Origin of the sequence: Microbacterium sp. 2216-1 (genome assembly GCF_046507855.1) — a bacterium.
Taxonomy (GTDB): Bacteria; Actinomycetota; Actinomycetes; order Actinomycetales; family Microbacteriaceae; genus Microbacterium; species Microbacterium esteraromaticum_C.
The window spans coordinates 32,045-50,737 of the sequence record NZ_JBKFTM010000001.1 but is presented as its reverse complement, the minus strand read 5'-3'; the positions used below and the strand labels follow the sequence as shown (position 1 = coordinate 50,737).

The 18,693-nt window shown below is 69.9% G+C and carries 21 protein-coding genes; 8 read left to right on the top strand and 13 right to left on the bottom strand.

Translation table 11 applies throughout. The annotated features are described in order from the left end of the window. Positions 1 to 220 precede the first annotated feature (220 nt). Complete coding sequence (locus ACLD0U_RS00245) at positions 221 to 523, top strand: hypothetical protein (protein ID WP_179409271.1); 303 nt, start codon at positions 221 to 223, stop codon at positions 521 to 523. Positions 524 to 606: 83 nt separating this feature from the next. Next, positions 607 to 1,206, top strand: coding sequence for a zinc-binding alcohol dehydrogenase (locus tag ACLD0U_RS00240; RefSeq protein ID WP_179409272.1), 600 nt, complete (start codon positions 607 to 609; stop codon positions 1,204 to 1,206). A gap of 8 nt (positions 1,207 to 1,214) precedes the next feature. On the opposite strand, the gene ACLD0U_RS00235 is transcribed toward ACLD0U_RS00240, so the two are convergent. From ACLD0U_RS00235 to ACLD0U_RS00225, 3 genes are read right to left on the bottom strand one after another with little or no spacing between them, the layout of a single operon-like run. Then, a complete protein-coding gene (locus tag ACLD0U_RS00235; RefSeq protein ID WP_206550654.1) occupies positions 1,215 to 1,541 on the bottom strand; it encodes a potassium transporter Trk in 327 nt (108 codons plus the stop codon). Between the two features lie 38 nt (positions 1,542 to 1,579). Then, a complete protein-coding gene (locus tag ACLD0U_RS00230; protein WP_179409274.1) occupies positions 1,580 to 2,032 on the bottom strand; it encodes a hypothetical protein in 453 nt (150 codons plus the stop codon). Positions 2,033 to 2,052: 20 nt separating this feature from the next. Next, positions 2,053 to 2,409: a sterol carrier family protein gene (locus ACLD0U_RS00225; protein ID WP_179409275.1), complete on the bottom strand. Its 357-nt coding sequence runs from the start codon at positions 2,407 to 2,409 to the stop codon at positions 2,053 to 2,055. 136 nt (positions 2,410 to 2,545) lie between these two features. On the opposite strand from ACLD0U_RS00225, the gene ACLD0U_RS00220 reads away from it, so the two are divergent. Further along, positions 2,546 to 3,235, top strand: coding sequence for an NUDIX hydrolase (locus ACLD0U_RS00220; RefSeq protein ID WP_179409276.1), 690 nt, complete (start codon positions 2,546 to 2,548; stop codon positions 3,233 to 3,235). A 182-nt stretch (positions 3,236 to 3,417) separates the two neighbouring features. Continuing rightward, complete coding sequence (gene purD / locus ACLD0U_RS00215) at positions 3,418 to 4,695, top strand: phosphoribosylamine--glycine ligase (RefSeq protein WP_274368189.1); 1,278 nt, start codon at positions 3,418 to 3,420, stop codon at positions 4,693 to 4,695. Positions 4,696 to 4,893: 198 nt separating this feature from the next. Here the strand turns inward: purD and ACLD0U_RS00210 are convergent, their stop codons facing one another. From ACLD0U_RS00210 to ACLD0U_RS00195, 4 genes are read right to left on the bottom strand one after another with little or no spacing between them, the layout of a single operon-like run. Next, the gene (locus ACLD0U_RS00210) at positions 4,894 to 6,774 is read right to left on the bottom strand and encodes a heavy metal translocating P-type ATPase (protein WP_410339483.1); all 1,881 of its coding nucleotides are present in this window, start codon (positions 6,772 to 6,774) and stop codon (positions 4,894 to 4,896) included. A 59-nt stretch (positions 6,775 to 6,833) separates the two neighbouring features. Continuing rightward, complete coding sequence (locus ACLD0U_RS00205) at positions 6,834 to 7,364, bottom strand: GNAT family N-acetyltransferase (protein WP_179409279.1); 531 nt, start codon at positions 7,362 to 7,364, stop codon at positions 6,834 to 6,836. Between the two features lie 29 nt (positions 7,365 to 7,393). After that, on the bottom strand, positions 7,394 to 7,840 hold the full coding sequence (locus ACLD0U_RS00200) for a hypothetical protein (RefSeq protein ID WP_410339482.1): 447 nt from the start codon (positions 7,838 to 7,840) through the stop codon (positions 7,394 to 7,396). Continuing rightward, on the bottom strand, positions 7,827 to 8,021 hold the full coding sequence (locus tag ACLD0U_RS00195; protein ID WP_179409281.1) for a helix-turn-helix transcriptional regulator: 195 nt from the start codon (positions 8,019 to 8,021) through the stop codon (positions 7,827 to 7,829). The genes ACLD0U_RS00200 and ACLD0U_RS00195 overlap by 14 nt, the downstream gene beginning before the upstream one ends. Positions 8,022 to 8,131: 110 nt before the next feature. Between ACLD0U_RS00195 and ACLD0U_RS00190 the strand changes: the two genes are divergently transcribed. Further along, positions 8,132 to 8,617: a hypothetical protein gene (locus ACLD0U_RS00190; protein ID WP_179409282.1), complete on the top strand. Its 486-nt coding sequence runs from the start codon at positions 8,132 to 8,134 to the stop codon at positions 8,615 to 8,617. 13 nt (positions 8,618 to 8,630) lie between these two features. Here ACLD0U_RS00190 and ACLD0U_RS00185 read toward each other — a convergent pair whose 3' ends face one another. Beyond that, positions 8,631 to 9,314 carry a response regulator gene (locus ACLD0U_RS00185; protein ID WP_224818312.1) on the bottom strand — a complete coding sequence of 228 codons (684 nt, stop codon included), beginning with the start codon at positions 9,312 to 9,314 and terminating at the stop codon, positions 8,631 to 8,633. A gap of 22 nt (positions 9,315 to 9,336) precedes the next feature. Further along, positions 9,337 to 10,620, bottom strand: coding sequence for a sensor histidine kinase (locus tag ACLD0U_RS00180; RefSeq protein ID WP_206550662.1), 1,284 nt, complete (start codon positions 10,618 to 10,620; stop codon positions 9,337 to 9,339). Between the two features lie 237 nt (positions 10,621 to 10,857). Between ACLD0U_RS00180 and ACLD0U_RS00175 the strand changes: the two genes are divergently transcribed. The 3 genes from ACLD0U_RS00175 (at position 10,858) to ACLD0U_RS00165 (ending at position 14,154) form a co-directional block, all read left to right on the top strand. Then, entirely contained in the window at positions 10,858 to 11,724 is an 867-nt protein-coding gene (locus tag ACLD0U_RS00175) for an Ltp family lipoprotein (RefSeq protein WP_410339481.1), read from the top strand. Between the two features lie 76 nt (positions 11,725 to 11,800). Continuing rightward, entirely contained in the window at positions 11,801 to 12,706 is a 906-nt protein-coding gene (locus tag ACLD0U_RS00170) for a phosphoribosylaminoimidazolesuccinocarboxamide synthase (protein WP_410339480.1), read from the top strand. Between the two features lie 119 nt (positions 12,707 to 12,825). Continuing rightward, positions 12,826 to 14,154, top strand: a complete 1,329-nt coding sequence (locus ACLD0U_RS00165; protein WP_206822746.1) for a uracil-xanthine permease family protein — start codon at positions 12,826 to 12,828, stop codon at positions 14,152 to 14,154. 12 nt (positions 14,155 to 14,166) lie between these two features. On the opposite strand, the gene ACLD0U_RS00160 is transcribed toward ACLD0U_RS00165, so the two are convergent. Genes ACLD0U_RS00160 through ACLD0U_RS00145 form a run of 4 tightly spaced genes read right to left on the bottom strand, consistent with a single transcriptional unit; the run spans position 14,167 to position 18,693 of the window. Beyond that, entirely contained in the window at positions 14,167 to 15,876 is a 1,710-nt protein-coding gene (locus tag ACLD0U_RS00160) for a 5-oxoprolinase/urea amidolyase family protein (protein ID WP_410339479.1), read from the bottom strand. 1 nt (position 15,877) lies between these two features. Then, positions 15,878 to 16,648, bottom strand: coding sequence for a LamB/YcsF family protein (locus tag ACLD0U_RS00155; RefSeq protein WP_179409287.1), 771 nt, complete (start codon positions 16,646 to 16,648; stop codon positions 15,878 to 15,880). A 27-nt stretch (positions 16,649 to 16,675) separates the two neighbouring features. Next, complete coding sequence (locus ACLD0U_RS00150) at positions 16,676 to 17,461, bottom strand: ATP-binding cassette domain-containing protein (RefSeq protein ID WP_410339478.1); 786 nt, start codon at positions 17,459 to 17,461, stop codon at positions 16,676 to 16,678. Continuing rightward, entirely contained in the window at positions 17,458 to 18,693 is a 1,236-nt protein-coding gene (locus ACLD0U_RS00145) for an alanine racemase (RefSeq protein WP_410339477.1), read from the bottom strand. The genes ACLD0U_RS00150 and ACLD0U_RS00145 overlap by 4 nt, the downstream gene beginning before the upstream one ends.

Below are 18,693 nucleotides of genomic sequence, written 5' to 3'. Positions count from 1 at the left end.
AGGGACATCTCAGGTCGGAAGTCACCCGGCGTTCACCGGCAGCATCCGACGCCGCGCCGAGATCTGCTAAAGTAGACGGTTGCGCAATGTTTCGCCGAATCTCACCGGCGCAGCGCACACCCCGGCCAGGGCCGTGAAGGCCGGAACCGCACCGAAGCGGATCCGCTCGCCCAGGCCGCATGACGGTGGCAAGCTGCCGCCCGCACACGAATCAAGAGACATGAGCAGTACCGACACTTCCGCGCGCTCCGGCGCGCCCATCGAAAGCAACCCCATCCCCGCATCCGCAGAACTGGCATGGCGCCAGGCAGACCACGACGTGTTCGTGGCGACGAACAGCGGCGAGTTCGCCGGCTTCGTCACCGTCGACAACAGCACCCACGTGGTGCACGACCGTCACAGCCGCCGCATCGGCAGCTACCCGACGCTCGCCGCCGCCCGGCAGGCGCTGGTGGATGCCACCCGTCCGCCATCGCGCGGCAGAGAGCGTCTGCGCCGCCGCATCCTCTCCCGTCGCCGCTGACCCGCACCCCTGACGAGTCGTTCTGCGAGCCCTTTGACCGATCGACCCCCATATGCGAGGGGTGATCACCCTACGATGGGGCCATGGTGGACAAGCCGCAGTGGCTGATTCGCGAAGACGCCGGCACATCGGTGCTCGTCGCGCTCGCACTGCGCCAGCTGATCGGCATCCGCGAACCGTCCGACCTACCGGCCCTGCGCGGACTCGCCGTACGCCCTCCCGAGGCCGCTGACGTCGACGATGCGCTCGAGGCGCAGTGGCGCGACTACTGGGATATGACCGTCGAACCGCGCGCACATCGATCCGAGGTGCCGCTCGACCTCGTCGACGGTTTCGACACACTCGTCGCGCTGCCCACCACCGGAGCCGAAGAACTGCGCCGCGCCATCGCCCCGCACGCCGACACGGCCCTGCGGTACGCGCAGAGCACCCACAACCGGTATGTCGACTCAGTGAGCTCCTCGGGCGGCGCCTACCGCGCCTACGCCAGTGCGATCGCAGAGTTCGAACGCGAAGTCGGGCGCCGCGCCCACTCGTTCGAACTGAACGTGCAGGTGCTGCCGTTCACGCAGCGCGGGATCTGGTGGATCGGCGCTCTGAGCGTGGCCGTCACCGACGGGCTGCGACGCGACGTGGTCGCATTCGACGCGGCGATGCGCCCGGTGATCAGCGAGCTTGCCTGACCGGTGGGTCAGGCCGCGTCGTCGTCCACTTCGGCGATCCGCTCGTGCTCGACCCGCACGACACGGGCGTGACGACGCGCAACCCGATCCAGGATGAGGGCGACGGCCCCGCCGAGAGCGATACCGATCGGCACCATCCACAGCAGCGCGAACCCGAAGACCTGACCCGGAGGGTAGACGACATCGAGCGTCCGCGAGGGCTCGTAGCTGCCCATCGCCGTCAGGACGCCTGCGGCGATGATGCCGAGCACGACCCCGATGCCGATGAACACGCCGTAGCGCGGGACGGGACGAACCGTGGCCTCGACGGTCTCAGGCGTGGAATGGCGGGACATACCCTCATTCTCCCACGGCGACGCTATGGGCGGGGTGTTCAGCGGACAGTCAGCGACCAGGCCCCGGCGCCGTCGGCGCTGAAGGCCGAGGCGGTCACGGCATGCACAGCGGCATCGCCAATGCCGGGATTCAACGTCTTCGGGCCATCACTGCAGAGCACGTCGACCGCCGCTGTACCGACGATTCCGGCTTCCGTGTGCATATACACGCTCACGTCCATGGTCTCGGCCCCGAAACAGGAGAACTCGAACTCCGTGAGTTGCTCGGGCTCCTCGAAATCGACGCGGAACTGTTCGCCGAGGTCATCGAGCGTGGAGTCGGCACTAGGCACGAGAGCCAAGGCCGTCACGCGCGCCTTCGCGTCATCGGATGCTGCATGCTGGTCATCCATCCATTGCTGCAGCTCGTCCGGTGTCGCCGTCGCGCTCGAGCATCCCGCTAGCGCCATTGCTCCGATGATGGCGAGCACGCCGCCGATGATCCGCTTCATGCCTCACACCATAGGGGCACTCAGGGCCGCAGCGGCAGCAGTGCAGAGATGTCGGCGCGGGTGCCCGAGGCGACGATGCGACCCGCGGCGATAGCATCCGCCCACTGTTGTGCCCCGGTGGCGACGCCGATCCAGGTGGACGCGTCCATCTCGACCACGTTCGGGGGTGTGCCGCGCGTGTGGCGCGGCCCCTGCACGACTTGCACCGCACCGAACGGCGGAACCCGCACCTCGACGCTGTTGCCGGGCGCCTTCTCGTCAAGAAGCTGCAACAGGTACCGCACAGCGGTCGCAAGCTGCGGCCGCGCCGCGGCACCAGAGCTCACGGCGGCCAGCGCGTCGCGCCCCGCCCCGACGTCGATCTTTCGCCCGGCCATGTCTTCAGGCTACGCCGTTCGCAACTCCGGAGATTTCTGGCTGCGGCCGGGCCAACAGCCCGGTTCTGCACCCTGCTGGCAGGTTTCTCCGGAGTTCCGTGCACCGCCGCGCGTGCCAGGCATAGGCTCGACCTCGATGAGTGCTTCCGCCGAGACGATCCGCAGCGCCAGGGACGACCTGCTCGCCGTGACGCGTCGCGCGGACTGGCTGCCGTCCTTCCCCTTCGACACCGTGAATCCGCTCCCGGCGTCGGTGCTGGTGCTGTTCGGCCGGCTCGACAGTATCCCCGCACGCAGCGACGAGCTGACGGTCCCCGCCGATCTCGACGTGCTGCTGCAACGGCGCGCGGCGACACTGTCGTCACATCCGGGGCAGGTGTCCTTTCCCGGTGGCCGGCAGGACGACGGCGATGCCGATGTCGTAGCCACTGCGCTGCGCGAGGCCGAGGAAGAGACCGGCCTCGACCCGAACGGCGTCGAGGTGCTGGGGGCGCTTCCCGAGATCCCCCTCGCGGTGAGCAACTACCTGGTGACGCCGGTGCTGGGCTGGTGGCGGCGCCCGTCTCGGGTCGCCGCGGTCGATCACGCCGAGACCGTGGATGTCTTCCGGGTGCCGGTGGCGCAGATGCTCGATCCCGCCAGCCGGTACACCGCCACGCTCACCCGCGGCGGACAGACCTATCGCGGGCCGGCGTTCGACATTGACGGCACCGTGGTGTGGGGGTTCACGGCGGGCATCCTCGACGCCCTGTTCGATGCGACCGGCTGGGCATTGCCCTGGGACCGGGCGCACGAGCGCCCCGTCTCGCCGTCCGACGTCGGCTGACGCGCCGGGGCGGCCCCGCGCCGGGCATCCGTGCGCCGTGTTCCGGTCGCAATTTCTCCCGCATCACCCGGATTGATACGGGAGAAATTGCGACCGGAATGACGACGCCGCGCCGCGACGCGTGCAGAACTGCGACCGGAACACGGCGGATGCCCGCACGCGCCCGCCGGTAGGCTGGCCGCATGAAGATCCTGGTCCTCGGTTCCGGCGCGCGCGAGCACGCGATCATCCTGTCCCTGCGGTCGGAAGAGGCCGAGCACGAGATCTTCGCCGCCCCCGGCAACGCCGGGATCGCGCAGGACGCGACGCTCGTCGACGTGGATGCCCTCGACGGTTCGGCTGTGGCGTCGTTCGCCAACGAGCACGGCATCGACCTGGTCGTCGTCGGCCCCGAGGCACCGCTCGTCGCGGGCGTGGCCGATGTGCTGCGCGAGCGCGGCATCCCGGTCTTCGGCCCGGGCAAGGCGGCCGCACAGCTCGAGGGATCGAAGGCGTTCGCGAAGCGGATCATGGATGCCGCCGGCGTGCCGACCGGGCGCGCGGTGCGCGCAGCATCCGCCGCCGAGGTCGAAGCCGCATTCGACGAGTTCGGCGCACCGTACGTGGTGAAGGCCGACGGCCTTGCCGCGGGCAAGGGTGTGATCGTCACCGCCGACCGTGCCGCGGCGCTCGCCCACGCCGAGCAGTACCTGCCGAGCGGTCCAGTGCTGGTCGAGGAGTTCCTGACGGGCCCCGAGGTGTCGCTGTTCTTCCTCAGCGACGGCGACACCGTGCGCCCGCTCAGCCCCGCGCAGGACTTCAAGCGCGCACTCGACGGCGACGGCGGCCCGAACACCGGCGGCATGGGTGCGTACTCGCCGCTGCCGTGGCTGTCCGAGGACTTCGGCGGCGTCGACGAGTTCGTCGCGCAGGTGACCGAGACCGTCGCAATGCCGGTGATCCGCCAGCTCGACGCCGAGGGCACACCCTTCATCGGCCTGCTCTACGCCGGCCTGATCCTGACTCCCGCCGGTGTGCGCGTGATCGAGTTCAACGCCCGTTTCGGCGACCCCGAGACGCAGGTCGTGCTGCCGCGGCTGCGCACGCCGCTCTCGCGCCTTCTGCTCGCGGCGGCATCCGGCCACCTCGAGGACGAGCCGATGCCGGAGTTCTCCGACGACGTGGCGATCACGGTCGTGCTCGCCAGCGAGGGCTACCCCGAGGCACCGCAGACGGGGCGCCTGATCGAGGGCCTCGCCGAGGCGGCAGCCGTCGAGGGCGTCACGCTCGTGCACGCCGCGACCGGCGCGCCGGACGCGCCGGGTGGCTCGCTGGTCGCGACGGGTGGACGTGTGCTGAACGTCGTCGCCACCGGGTCGGACTTTGCGGATGCCCGCGCGCGGGCGTACGAGGCCATCGGCCGCATCGCACTGGACGGCGCCCACTACCGGCACGACATCGCCGCGCGGGTCGCCGGCTGACAGCATCCGATCCAGCGGCTTTCCCGGCCCTGCACCGCACCTGGCGCCGCACCCTCGCCTGCGCCCGCTCCCGAGAACAGGCTCGTTGCCGAGAGCAGGCTCTTTTCTCGGAAACCAGCCTGTTCTCGGCAACGAGCCTGTTCTCAGTGACGCGTGCCGACCCCCGGCACTCGGGTGACGGCCCCCGACACCCGATGCCTACGGCGCCGCGACCGGCCGTGGAGTGGCGATCGCCGCGACGGAGGCCCGGCGTTTCGGGCCGGTGAGGGCGCGCAACGCGTAGAGGATCGTCGCGAGATCGACGAACTCCTGGATGAATGCGCCGGCGACGGCCGGGATCACGCCGGCCGTCGCGATCAGCATGAGTCCGACGCTGAGGACGATGCCGATCCAGATCGCCGCATAAGCGACGTTCAGGGTGTGCCGACCGACCTCGGCCGCACGCAGCACCGGCTCGAGCGAGTCCTTCAGCACGACGGCATCCGCCGCCTCACCCGCGGCCGTCGAACCGCGCGCGCCCATCGCGATGCCGACGTCCGCCGCCGCCAGTACGGGCGCGTCGTTGACCCCGTCGCCGACCATGAGCATGGGTCGCGGCGCCATGTCGGCGGCGAGCGCCACCTTCTGCGCTGGCAGCAGCTCGGCGTGCACCTCGGTCACGCCCAGGGGCGCAGCGATCGCGGATGCCGTCGCCTCGGCGTCGCCGGTGAGCATGGCGATGCGCTGCACGCCGTGCTCGCGCAATCCGGCGACGACGTCACCGGCCTCGGGGCGCACGGCATCGGCGAGCACGAGCGCGCCAGCGAACCGACCGTCGACGGCGACGTAGGCGGCGAGCTGGCCCGAGACCAGCGGGGTACGCACGGTGTCGGGGGCGAGTGAGGCGACGTAGGCCGGCTTGCCGACGACGACGGTGCGCTGCTCGATGACGGCGGTCACGCCGTTGGTCGCGACCTCCTCGGCGTGCTCGGCCGGCGCGAGCGCCAGCCCCCGCTCGGCTGCAGCCCGGCGCACACCTTCGGCGAGGACGTGGCTGGAGTACTGCTCGGCGGATGCTGACAATCGCAGCAGTTCGTCGGCATCCATGCCCCCGGCCGGACGGACCTCGATCAGCTCGGGGCGGCCCTGCGTGAGCGTGCCGGTCTTGTCGAAGGCCACCGAGCGCACGCGGGCGAGCTGTTCGAGCACCGCACCGCCCTTGACGATCACGCCCTCCTTCGCGGTGCGCGAGAGTCCGCCGAGGAAGGCGACCGGCGCGGCGATCAGCAGGGGGCACGGTGTGGCGAGCACCAGCACCTGCGCGAAGCGCAGCGGGTCGCCCGAGAGCGCCCAGGCGACACCGGCGATCGCGAGTGAGACGAGCGTGAACGGGATGGCGAAGCGGTCGGCCAGGCGCACGGTCGGGGCCTTGCTCTGCTGCGCCTCGTGCACGAGGGCGATGATCTGCTGGTACTGGCTGTCACCGCTGCGGCGCAGCGCGCGGATGCGTACGGCGCTGGACCCGTTCACCGAGCCCGAGAGCACCTCCTCGCCCGCCTGACGCGTCACCGGGACGCTCTCTCCGGTGAGCGACGACTCATCGAAGCTCGACTCGGCGCTCAGCAGCACCCCATCGACGGGCACGATCTCGGAGGGCCGCACCAGCAGCTCCATTCCGGGCTCGACCTCGTCAACCGGGACGTCGCGCGGGTCGGACTGCGCAGCATCCAGCACGTGCGCGATCTGCGGCGAACGATCGAGCAGCGCCGTGAGGTCACGCGCCGCGCGTCGCTGAGCGTAGTCCTCGAGCGCCTCGCCACCAGAGAGCATCAGCACGATCACCAGTGAGGCGATGTACTCGCCGACCACCAGGGTCGCGATCATGGCGATGAGGGCGAGCACGTCGAGGCCGAAGTGTCCGCGCAGGATGTCCTTCAGCATCCCCCACGCCGTCCAGACGATCACCGCGATGACGACGATCGTCGCGATCCAGCGCGCCGGCTCGGGCAGAGCGGCCAGCGACAGCACGATGACGGCGATAGTGGCGATCAGTCCGCCGGTGAGGATCGGATACCGCTTCGCGAGACGCAGCAGGGTCATGGCTCCACTCTGCCCCACGCGGCGCGTCTGCGTGCGGCCGGCGGTCGCGGGAATGCCGCCTACAGCGTGATCCAGTACTGGCGCATGGGCCCGTGTCCGGCATCCGATCCGTCGATCGTGTCGACGTGCTCGCCGCCGGCGCCCTCGATGGTGCGCGCCGAACCGACGTTGTCGTCGTCGCAGGTGAGCATGACGCGGTCGTAGCCCTGTTCGCGCGCGCGATCGAGGACGAGGCCGAGCGCGGCGCCGGCGACGCCCTCGCGACGCCGGGACGGCCGCACCGAGTACCCGATGTGGCCGGCGTAGGTGCGCAGCCAGTCGTTCAGCTCACGACGGAAGGCGATGAAGCCGATGACGTCGGGGCCATCAGTGATCCAGAAGTACTCGCAGGGCACATGCCCCTCGGGGAGCTCTGCGCCCGGGCGCGCGTACAGCTCGGCCTTGGCCACGAAGGCCTCGCAGGCCTGCTGATCGGGCACGGTGCCGCGCTCGAGACCCGCGCCGTGGATGTGCACGTCGCCGTACTCGGTGACGGCGTCGGCCCAGGGGTCGAAGAGTGACAGCGACGGGGCGGCGAGTGTGATCGGCATCCGTCGATTAGATCACGATCTGCGCGGGCTCATCCGCGGCGCACGAAGTACCAGTTGGCGAACAGCCACCCGAACGAGAGCGCGAGAACCAGCCCGGCACTGAGCAGACGGGGCAGCGGATCGGCTTCGATGATGACCAGCACGATCAGCTGCACCAGCGCAAGCACCAGGGCGAGCACGCCCACGGCGGCGAGGGCCTTGGTGGCTGCCGCACGGTCTCTCTCGTCGGCGTATTCCAGGGCGTTGATGCGTTCGAGGTCGCCGGCGCGACCTCGACGTGCGAACACGGCCCCGACACCGGCGGCGATGGCCGCCAGCGTCACCACGACGCCGATGTACGTCTGCCCCAGAATGAAGCACACCACCGCGGCGATCAGGCAGCCCGCCACCAGGATCGTGTTTTGCGGCGAGAGCGGCCAGCGTCGGCTTTTCCTGGCAGACGTCGCCTGAGTCGAGCCGGGGTCATCCATCGACATCGAAGACCTCTTCCACGGTCGATCCGAAATGGCGGGCGAGGTGCACGGCGAGCGTCAGCGACGGGTCGTAGCGCCCCGTCTCGATGGCATTGATCGTCTGCCGCGAGACGCCGACGGCGCTCGCGAGCGCCTGCTGAGACAGCCCCTGCTGGGTTCTGAGCTCTTTGACACGGCTGCGCACGTGTCAACCGTAGGACAGGAGACACACCTGTGTAAAGCGAGCTTGACAGGGCCCACTCGTGTCAAGCACACTTGTCACGTCAAGTACGCTTTACACTTCCGGAGGCCGTCATGAGCGAAGCGCTCGTCGATTTCACCCAGTCCCTTCCCACCTGGCTGCAGTGGGCGGGTGTGATGCTCGCCGCGGCGATTCCGTTCATCGAGTCGTACTTCGGCACGCTGATCGGTGTCGTCGCCGGCGTACCCCTGCCCATCGCGGTCGCCGCCGCGGTCATCGGCAACACCCTCTCGATGCTCGCCTTCGTGTTCGTCGCCGCGACCGCACGGCAGAAGGTCTTGGCCCGCAGGGCGCAGGGCGAGGAACTGCCCGAACCCTCAGCGCGCCGCCAGAAGGTCAAGCGCATGTTCGACCGGTTCGGAGTACCCGGGGTCAGCCTGCTGGGGCAGACCGTGCTGCCCAGCCAGATCACCTCGGGGATGATGGTCTCGTTCGGTGCCAACCGCAACGCGGTCATCTTCTGGCAGATCGTCTCGATCATCATGTGGGCGCTGATCTTCGCCGGCATCGGCCAGGCGGGCATCGCGCTGCTGCGCTGAGGCTGAACGAGCGTCAGACCTCGGCGGGTCCGAGACCAGCGCGTTCGAAGATCACCCCGACCTGCACACGGTTGCGCACACCGAGTTTGGCGAACACCTGCTCAAGGTGCGTCTTGACCGTTCCTGCAGAGATGTGCAGCGCGGCCCCGATCTGCTGATTCGTCGCTCCGCCTGCCACCGCCTGCGCCACGTCGCGTTCACGCCCCGTCAGCACGGCGACGCGCTCCGCAGCCGCGCGGCGACCCTCGCCGCCCTCGTTCGCCACCGCGCTGCGCACGAGCTGCGCCGTACTGCGGCCCGAGATGACCGTCTCTCCGGCCGCAGTACGGCGAACACCATCGACGATCCGATCCGGCGCCTCGTCCTTGAGCAGATACCCGCTGGCCCCGGCCGTGAGCATGCGCAACAGCTGCCCCTCGGAGTCGAAGCTGGTCATCGCCAGAACGTACGCATCGGACTGAGCGACGATCGCAGCCGTCGCCTCGGGTCCACCGACGCCGGGCATCCGCACATCCATCAGCACGACATCGGGGCGATGCAGGCGGGTGAGTTCGATCGCCGCGGCCCCATCAGCGGCCTCACCGATCACGTCGATCGACGGGTCGACGCCCAGCACGAAGCGGAAGCCGCTACGGATCAACGGTTCGTCGTCAACAACCAGCACGCGCACGGGGGAAGGGACGTCGGGCGGGGACACGCCCCTGAGCCTAGCCGCGGCTTCAGACGCTCTCGTGCCACGGCAAGGTCACATCGACGATGAACAGACCCTCGTGCGCGCCGATCCAGGCCGTGCCGTCGAGCGCCTGGGCGCGTTCGCGAATGCCCAACGTGCCGTTGCCGCCCCCCGGCACCGGGTAAGCAGGCGCCGCATACGCTGGCACCGTTGCCCCGTTCATCCCCGAGATCAGCGGATTCTCGATGCGGATGCGGGCACCATCGGCGGGCCGCACCTGAACGAACACATCGATCCGCGCACCGGGCGCATGCTTGAGCGCGTTCGTCAGAGATTCCTGCACGATACGGAACACCGCGCCATCGAGCAGAGCGCCAGCACGCTCGGGCGACTCGAGGACGACGTACGGCACGACCGGGGCTCCGCCGGCACGCAGATCGGCAAGCAGCATCCCGATCGCGCGCATCGAGGCGGGAAGGGCCGGCGGTGCCTCGTCGCCGCGTCGCAGGTCTCCGATCAGTCCCCGCATGTCTTGCAGCGCGGCGTGCGTCTGTTCCCGCACGGTGCGGGCGATATCGCCGGTACCACCGCCATCGCCTTGCCCGGCCGCCGCGGCAGCCTCCAGCGCGCCCGCATGCAACGAGACGACCGAGAGCCGGTGCGCCAGGGCGTCATGCATATCGCGCGCGATGCGTTCGCGCTCAGCCTGCCGCACCACCTGCTCGGTCGCGGCATCCGCACGCCGGTGCTCGCGATCGGCGCGGATCTCGCTCTGCGCGGCGCGCGCCTTCACCCGCGACTGGGCCACAACCGCGGCTGCCACGCCCAGCGCGAGCAACGCCCACACGAATGACATCACGATCCATGCGGGTTCGTACTGCGCGCCGAGGCTGCGGCCGAAGTACCAGGGCAACGCCGACCCCCAGTCCGTCACAGCCTCACGCACAGCGAACAGGAGCACGGCCCCCGCGGTGACAAGCGCGATCGGTCGGAGCCGATCGGGACGCCGACGAGCCAGCGACACCGCTCCGATGAGCAGCAGCACATACGAGATGCCGACCACGGCGAGCAGGGCCCCGGCGATTACCGTGACCCAGGGCGCCGTCCGGCGCCATCGCACCGTGATCCACGCCGCAACTACCAGGAGCGCCAACCCGGTGCCGAAGTCGGTGACGCTGATCTCGCCCTCAGCCTCGGCGACCTCCCATGCTCCGGGAACGTTCACGAGCGCGGCGATATCGAACAACGTTCCCGCGACGATCAGCCCGACGTCGCCGCCCCATGACAGCGCACGGCGGCGCGGGGGTACAGGAGTGTTCACGGTGGCCACGGTCCGAGCGTAGGCCCGACGTACGACGTTGCGCGTCCTCCGAGCGACGTCCGTCGCCTCTGCCGAACGGCAGAGACGACTGTGCCCGCTCGGCCGATCCCGCGAACCGCGCGCAGTCGCCATGCTGAGACGACGGTGCGGATGCCGGTGGCCGGTTCCTCCGGTCGCTGGGGACCGGCATCCGCACCCTGTCCCGAACCCGCACCTGCGTCATCCAACGAACGAGAGGGCTCCATCATGAGCTTCCAGAACGACACCCCCGTCCCTCCCCCGCCGCCCGGAGCCGGCAGCCCACTCGGCGCCCCCACCGCGGCACCGGTCGCGCCGCCCGCCATGGCCTCCACCGCCCCCGTGGGCGAGAAGTCCTTCCTGCTCACCTGGCTGTTCGCACTTCTGCTCGGGTTCTTCGGCGTAGACCGTTTCTACCTCGGCAAAGTCGGCACCGGCCTGCTCAAGCTGATCACGCTGGGCGGCATCGGCATCTGGGTGCTGGTCGACCTCGTCGTCGTGCTTACCGGCGGCACCAGGGATTCCCAGGGCAGGGCGTTGAACGGCTACCAGGAGCAGCGCAAGATCGCCTGGATCGTCACCGGTGCCGTCGTCGCGATCAGCCTGATCAGCGGGGCCATTGGCGGAGGCGCCGACAGCCCCGCATCCGACGCGCCCGCACCGGTCGTCGCGCAGACCGACGACGCGTCCGAACCGGAGCAGGCCGCCGAGCCCGCGGCATCCGAGGAACCCGCCGAAGAAGAGGAACCCGCCGAAGAAGAGCCCGCCGAACCGGCGGAACCGGCCGTGCCCGTCGAGCACATGTCAGCGCTGAAGAAGGCCCAGACGTACTCCGATCTCATGCACATGAGCAAGGCGGGGCTGTACGACCAGCTCACCAGCGAGTACGGCGAGCAGTTCACCGCCGAGGCCGCGCAGTACGCGGTGGATAACGTCGACGCCGACTGGAACGCGAATGCACTCGCCAAGGCGAAGACCTATCAGGAGACGATGTCGATGTCGCCGGCGGCGATCCATGACCAACTCACCAGCGAATACGGCGAGCAGTTCACCACTGCCGAGGCGGACTACGCCATCGCGCATCTGAACGACTGACAGCCGGGGCCGGGCTCAGCGAGCACCGAACCGGCTCGGTGGGCGGTGCGTCCTCGAACGCGCCGCCCACCGCTTCATGTGCGCCCGCACGTGCCGACGGGGATGGGATGATGTCGTGGTGAGCGAAGCACAGAGCATCCCCGGCTGGCGGCACATCTACTCGGGCAAGGTCCGCGACCTGTACGCGTCGGATGACCCGGCCGACACCCGCATCCTCGTCGTCGCATCCGACCGGGTCAGCGCCTTCGACTCGGTGCTCTCGCCCGGCATCCCGCACAAGGGCGAGCTGCTCACGTCCCTGAGCATGTGGTGGTTCGACCAGCTCGACGATGTGCCGAACCACATCGCCGAAGGCGAGATCCCGGATGCTGTCGCCGGCCGTTCGATGCTGGCGATGGCCCTGCAGATGCTGCCGATCGAGTGCGTCGTGCGCGGCTACCTGACCGGATCGGGCTGGGCCGAGTACGTCGAGCGGGGCACGGTGTGCGGCATCCCGCTACCGGCGGGCCTGAAGAACGGCGACCGCCTTCCGGAACCGCTGTTCACCCCGGCGTACAAGGCGCCGATGGGCGAGCACGACGAGAACATCACCTTCGAGCGGGCGGTCGAGCTCGTCGGCGCTGAGCGTGCCGCGCAGCTACGCGACACCTCGCTGACGATCTACCGGCGTGCAGCCGAGATCGCCGAGTCGAAGGGGCTGATCCTCGCCGATACGAAGTTCGAGTTCGGTGTCGACGCCGATGGCGTGCTGCGCCTGGCCGACGAGGCACTCACCAGCGACTCGTCCCGCTACTGGGACGCCGAGGTCTGGCGCACGGGCAGCACCCCCGACGAGCGCATGGCCAGCTTCGACAAGCAGATCGTGCGCGACTGGATGGCTGCCAACTGGGACCGCCAGGGCGAGCCGCCGGCGCTGCCGGAGGACGTGATCGAGCGCACCGCCGACCGCTACCGCGCACTGATCGAGCGTCTGCGCGGCTGACCCGCGCCGGTGACCGCGCGCGGTCGCGCCCCGCGCGCCGCAGTCTCCTCGGATGCTCGGGCTGATGAACCGATAGTGTTTCGTCAGCCCTGACCCCGATCCTGACCCGAGGAGCCATCATGCCGCTGTGGAAGATCCATGGCAATGGACGCACCGTCGCGCCCGACGCCGTCGTCCGTCCCGAGGAACGCCTCAACTGGCCCGCCACCATCGCCATCGGCGTGCAGCACGTCGTCGCCATGTTCGGCGCGACGTTCCTTGTGCCGATCCTCACCGGCTTCCCGGTGCCGACCACGCTGCTGTTCAGCGGTATCGGCACGATCCTGTTCCTGCTGATCACCCGCAACAAGCTGCCGAGCTACCTGGGTTCGTCGTTCGCGTTCATCGCCCCGGTGACCGCCGCGACCGCCACGGCCGGTACAGGGTCGGCTCTGGCCGGCATCGTCGCCGTCGGTCTGCTGCTGGCGATCATCGGTGTGGTCGTGCACATCGCCGGTGTGAAGTGGGTCGACCGCTTTCTGCCGCCCGTGCTCGCCGGCACGATCGTCGCGCTGATCGGGTTCAACCTGGCCGGCGCCGCACGCGGCAACTACGAACTGGCTCCGATCACCGCGACGTTCACCCTGGCCGTGACCATCCTGTTCGCGGTGGTCTTCCGCGGATTCCTGGGCCGCATCTCGATCTTCCTCGGTGTGATCGCGGGGTACATCTTCGCCGGGTTCCGCGGCGAACTCGACTTCACCGCTGTCGAGAAGGCCGCCTGGCTCGGCTTCCCAACCTTCGAGATGCCCGACTTCGTCAACCCGAACACCTGGTCGGCAATGGCGATGTTCCTGCCCGTGGTGCTGGTGCTCATCGCCGAGAACGTCGGTCACGTGCGCGGCGTGGCGACCATGGTCGAAGACCCGGCGATCAACAAGCAGACCGGCAAGGCTCTGATCGCCGACGGCATCTCGACGTCGCTGGCCGGATTCTTCGGCGGGTCGGGTACGACCACCTACGGCGAGAACATCGGCGTGATGGCATCCACCCGCGTCTACTCCACCGCCGCCTATTGGGTCGCCGGATTCACGGCCATCCTGCTGAGCATGTCGCCGAAGTTCGGTGCCGTCATCAACTCGGTGCCCGCCGGTGTGCTCGGTGGCGTCACGACGGCCCTGTACGGTCTGATCGGTGTCATCGGCATCAAGATCTGGGTCGACAACAAGGTCGACTTCTCGCGCCCGGTGAACCAGTACACCGCCGCGGTGGGCCTGATCGTCGCCGTGGGCGGCTTCCAGATCATCGACCCCGACTCGGGCTTCCAGCTCGGCGGCATCGTGCTCGCCACGGTCGGCGCGATCCTGATCTACCACCTCGGAAACCTCATCGCGCGTCTGCGCAAGACCGGCGCCGACGACCCCAAGCCGCTCGCGGCCGTCGGACCGCTCGGTGGCGACCCGGCCTGACCGCCGATCTGATCACGCTGTGAGGGCGGCGCTTCCTGCGGGAGGCGTCGCCCTCTCGGCATTCATCCGAAACCGCACCCGCGCGCCCGGCGGAAGCTGCCCGGCCAGGTCAAGGCTCGCTTCGGTGAGCGCCGCGATGATGGGATAGCCGCCGGTGACCGGGTGGTCGGCCAGGAACAGCACCGGCTGACCGTCGGACGGCACCTGGATCGCACCCGTCACGACCCCTTCGCTGGGCAGTTCGCCGGCACGCGCACGTTCGAGAGGCACGTCGCCCTGCAGGCGCATGCCGACGCGATCCGATTGCGACGTCACGCGCCATTCCTGCGCGGTGAGCACGCGCAGCGCATCATCCGTGAACCAGTCGTCGCGCGGCCCCACAGTGATGTCGAGGTCGACGAGATCACCGGGTGCGGGCAGCATCCGCTCCCAGGGGAAGACGTCGACCGCGTCGATGGCATCCGCACCGACCGCGACGACATCGCCCGCGGTGAGCGGCGCGGGTCCCACCCCGCCCAGGGTGTCGCTCGATCGACTGCCGAGCACCGCCGGCACCGCGAGTCCGCCGCGCACGGCGATCGTGTAGCGCAGTCCCCGTGCCGGGCTTCCGAGTACGAGCTCGTCGCCGTCGCGGGTCGCGAACGGGATGCCGTGCGCGATGGGACGCTCATCGCCGCGGGCATCCGTCATCGAGAGTTCACCGATCGCGCCGGTGACGGCCGCGACGCCCTCGCCGCGGAACCGCAGCGCGACGGCCCCGACGCTCTCGAGGGCAGCGGCGCCCGGTGGGTTTCCGACGGCGCGGTTCGCATCGCGCAGGGCGGTGCGGTCGGCGGCGCCGGATGCCGAGACGCCCTGCGCCGCATATCCCGGACGCCCCAGGTCTTGCACGAGCAGTTGCAGACCGGGCCGCACGACCTCGATCGCGCGCCCCGCTGCGGGCGCTACTCCAGCGTCGGATGCTGTCGGAACCGCCAGACCGTCGGCGCCGGCATCCGCGTGTCGGGCCGCGACATGCCGCTCGACGGGCGCTTCGTCTGGGATTTCCGACGCTGAGATCTCCAACGCTGGGCCTTCCGACGCTGGGCTTTCGGACGCACCGACGACGTGATCACGCCCGGATGCCCGTACGAAACGCACCCGGGTGCCCGGCGCCAGCAGGGCCGGCGGGTCGCGCTGCAGATCCCACAGCACGGCATCGGTGCGTCCGATCAGCTGCCAGCCGCCGGGACTCTCGCGCGGATACACCCCGGTGAATCCCCCGGCGAGCGCCACCGAGCCGGCCGGCACGCGCGTGCGGGGCGACAGCCGGCGCGGCACATCGAACAGCGGGTCGTCGCACACCAGGTATCCGAACCCCGGGGCGAAGCCCGTGAAGGCCACCTGCCAACCGGCGGCCAGGTGACGACCGACGAGCTCATCGGCCGAGATGTTCAGCGCACGGGCGACGTCATCGAGGTCGTCGCCGTCGTAGCGCACCGGGATGGTCACCTCTGCTCCGGGCGGCACGTCACGGGCATCCGACGCCGTCGCTCGCAGGGTCTCGGCCAACCTCTCGGCCGTCACCTGTCGCGGGTCGAACCGCACCAGCACGGTGCGAGCGCCCGGCACCCGTTCGATCACGCCCGGCACGCCGGCCCACGCGGCGTTCAGCCGCACGGCCTCGTCGAGGTCGGCGGTCTCGACCAGCAGGGCGGCCTGCGACGCGGTGAGAATGCGCACGTCAGGCTCCGCGGCCGGCGAACGGGGCGATCGTCACACCGGACACCTCGAGGCGACGGCGGATGCCGGATGCCATCGCCACGGCATCCGCGGTGTCGCCGTGCACGCAGATCGACTGCGCGTCGATGCGCACATCGGTTCCGTCGAGGGAGCGAATGGTGCCGGTCTCCAGGAAGCGCAGCATGCGCTCGGCGACGTCGCCGGCATCATGCAGCACCGCACCGGGCTGCGTGCGGGGCACAAGGCGGCCGTCGGGCAGGTAGGCGCGATCGGCGAACGCCTCGGATGCTACCGCCAGCCCGGCACGCGATGCGACGTCGAGCACGACGCCGCCGGCGAGTCCCAGCAGCACCAGCCGCGGGTCGACCGCGCGGACGGCCGCGACGACAGCGCCGGCCTGCCCCGAGTCGCGCGCGATGGTGTTGTACAGCGCACCGTGCGGCTTGACGTAGGCAATGCGTCCGCCGGCATCCGCGGCCTGCGCGGCGAGCGCGACGAGCTGCCGCTCGACCAGCGCCTGCAGCACCGCCGGTTCGAGGTCCATCGGCCGGCGCCCGAAGGTGTCGGGGTCGTCGTACGAGGGGTGCGCGCCGATGATGACGCCGCGTTCGACCGCGGCGGCGAGGGTCTCGCGGATGCCCTCCGGGCTCCCGGCGTGCACCCCGCACGAGACGTTCGCGCTGGTGACGATGCCCAGCATCGCGGCGTCATCGCTGACGACGCGCTCGGCGGTGTTCTCGCCCAGATCCGAGTTCAGATCGATGACCGGCATGAACCCACCGTAGGCGGTCGGATGCGGCTATCCGGCCAATCCGGTGATCATCGACACCAGCTCGTTGTGGGTGGTGTCGGCCGTGCGCATCGTGCCCACCTGGGTGCCTCGACGCAGCACCGTGACCCGATCCGCCACCCGGAACACCTGCTCCATGTTGTGACTGACGACCACCACCGCCGTCCCTCGCTCACGCAGCCGCATCATCAGCGACTCGACCTTCGCGGTCTCGGCCACGCCGAGTGCTGCCGTCGGCTCGTCCATGAGCACCAGGTTGCTGGCCCAGTGCGTGGCCCGAGAGATGGCGATGGCCTGCCGCTGCCCACCCGACAGGTCAGAGAGCGTCGCCTTCGCACTCGGGATGCGCACATCGAGCTCGTCGACCAGTTCCTGCGTCTGCCGCGCCATCTCGGCACGATCGAGGATCTGGAACGGCCAGACGCCCCGCACCAGCTCGCGCCCGAGAAAGAGGTTCATGTACACGGGCTGCTGGTCGACGAGAGCAAGGTCCTGATAGACCACTTCGATGCCCTGCGCGCGCGCCGCCGAAGCATCCGTCAGCGATGCCTTGCGTCCGCGCAGCAGAATCTCGCCGCCCGTGGGTTGGTACACACCCGCGATGATCTTCATCAGCGTGGACTTGCCCGCGCCGTTATCGCCGACGAGGGCCACGATCTCGCCCGGCTCGACGCGCAGGTCGAAGTTCTTGATCGCCGTGACCGCGCCAAAGCTCTTCGTGATGCCCCGCAGTTCGAGAGGCGCGTCGGTGAGGGCCGCCGCAGCGCCTTCGGCGCCGCTCGTGTTGGTCGTCATGCGTTCTGCTCCTCTGCGCGCCGTGCGGTCTGCACCGTCGCCTGCAGCGGCGCCGCACCGTTCGATGCCCAGATCCCCTCGACCCTCGGCGTGCCGGCGGAGAGCCCTCGGATGCCCGCGGTCAGCCCCCTGCTGACGAAGACCTGCGGGCGGAACCCGAAGACGACCGTGTCGCCCTCAGCCGCATCGGCACGACCGTCGAGCGGGATGCGCGCGTAGTAGTCGATCGCCTCGGGTGCGGGCATCTCGACCGGGCGGGCGGTGACCGTCGCCGGGTCGTCGCCGTCGCGCACGATCAGCGCCGAGGTCTCGGGGATGCCGTGCACGGGGTCGACGTAGAGTCCGCCGCCGAAGACGTAGGCGCGGTCGTCCCAGACGTGGGAGACCTCGGTGACGTAGGCGATGGCGGGATCCTCGGGCAGATCGATCCGCGCATGCAGCGGCGTCGTACCGGTCAGCCCGTGACCGGGTTCGACCTGTGTCGCCCCGGCCTCGGCCAGGCGCTCGAGCGTCACGGTCGAGGTCGTGCCGGGGGCGTTCATCTGCACGTCGTCGAACCCGGCGCTCTGCAACGCGCGCTTGGCGGCCGCGAGCGTCTGCAGGTTGGGGGTCGTCTGCGCCTCGCCGCTCTCACCGTCGACGAGCGTGGCCGGGAACGTCGTCACACCGGCCACGCGCACGCCGGGCAGGGCGTCCACGACGCGTGCGTGCTCGACGATGCGGTCGGCGGTGAAGCCGCCCTCGTGGCCTGTGTAGAAGCGGTCGCCCGGTGCGACCACACGCAGCAGCACGTCCTGCACACGTCCCTGCGCGAGGGCAGCGGCTCCCGCCTCGCGCGCCTTCTGCTCCGAGAAGACGGTCCAGTACCGCGGATGCAACGCGGCCGCCTCGGCGGCGCGGTGGCGAGGGATCTGCACCAGGTGGCCGAGGTGCCCCGTGGCAAGCCCACCGGTCGCAGCGGCGACAGCGCATTCGAGGTCGACGCCGACCGCCTCAGTGATGCCGCCGCGGTGGATCGCACGCGACGCGTCGGGGTTGCGGCCGATCTGCTTGGTCATGGCGAAGGGCCTCAGCCCCAGCCGGCTCGCCTCAGCCGCAATCGTGCGCGCGTTGCGCTCGACAGCATCAAGGTCGATGACGAAGGTGTTGGCGGGGATCTCACCGCGCCGGTGGAACTGCGCCGCGGCCTGCAGCAGAGGGGCGTTGCGACGCTGAAGGATGGAGAGGAACAT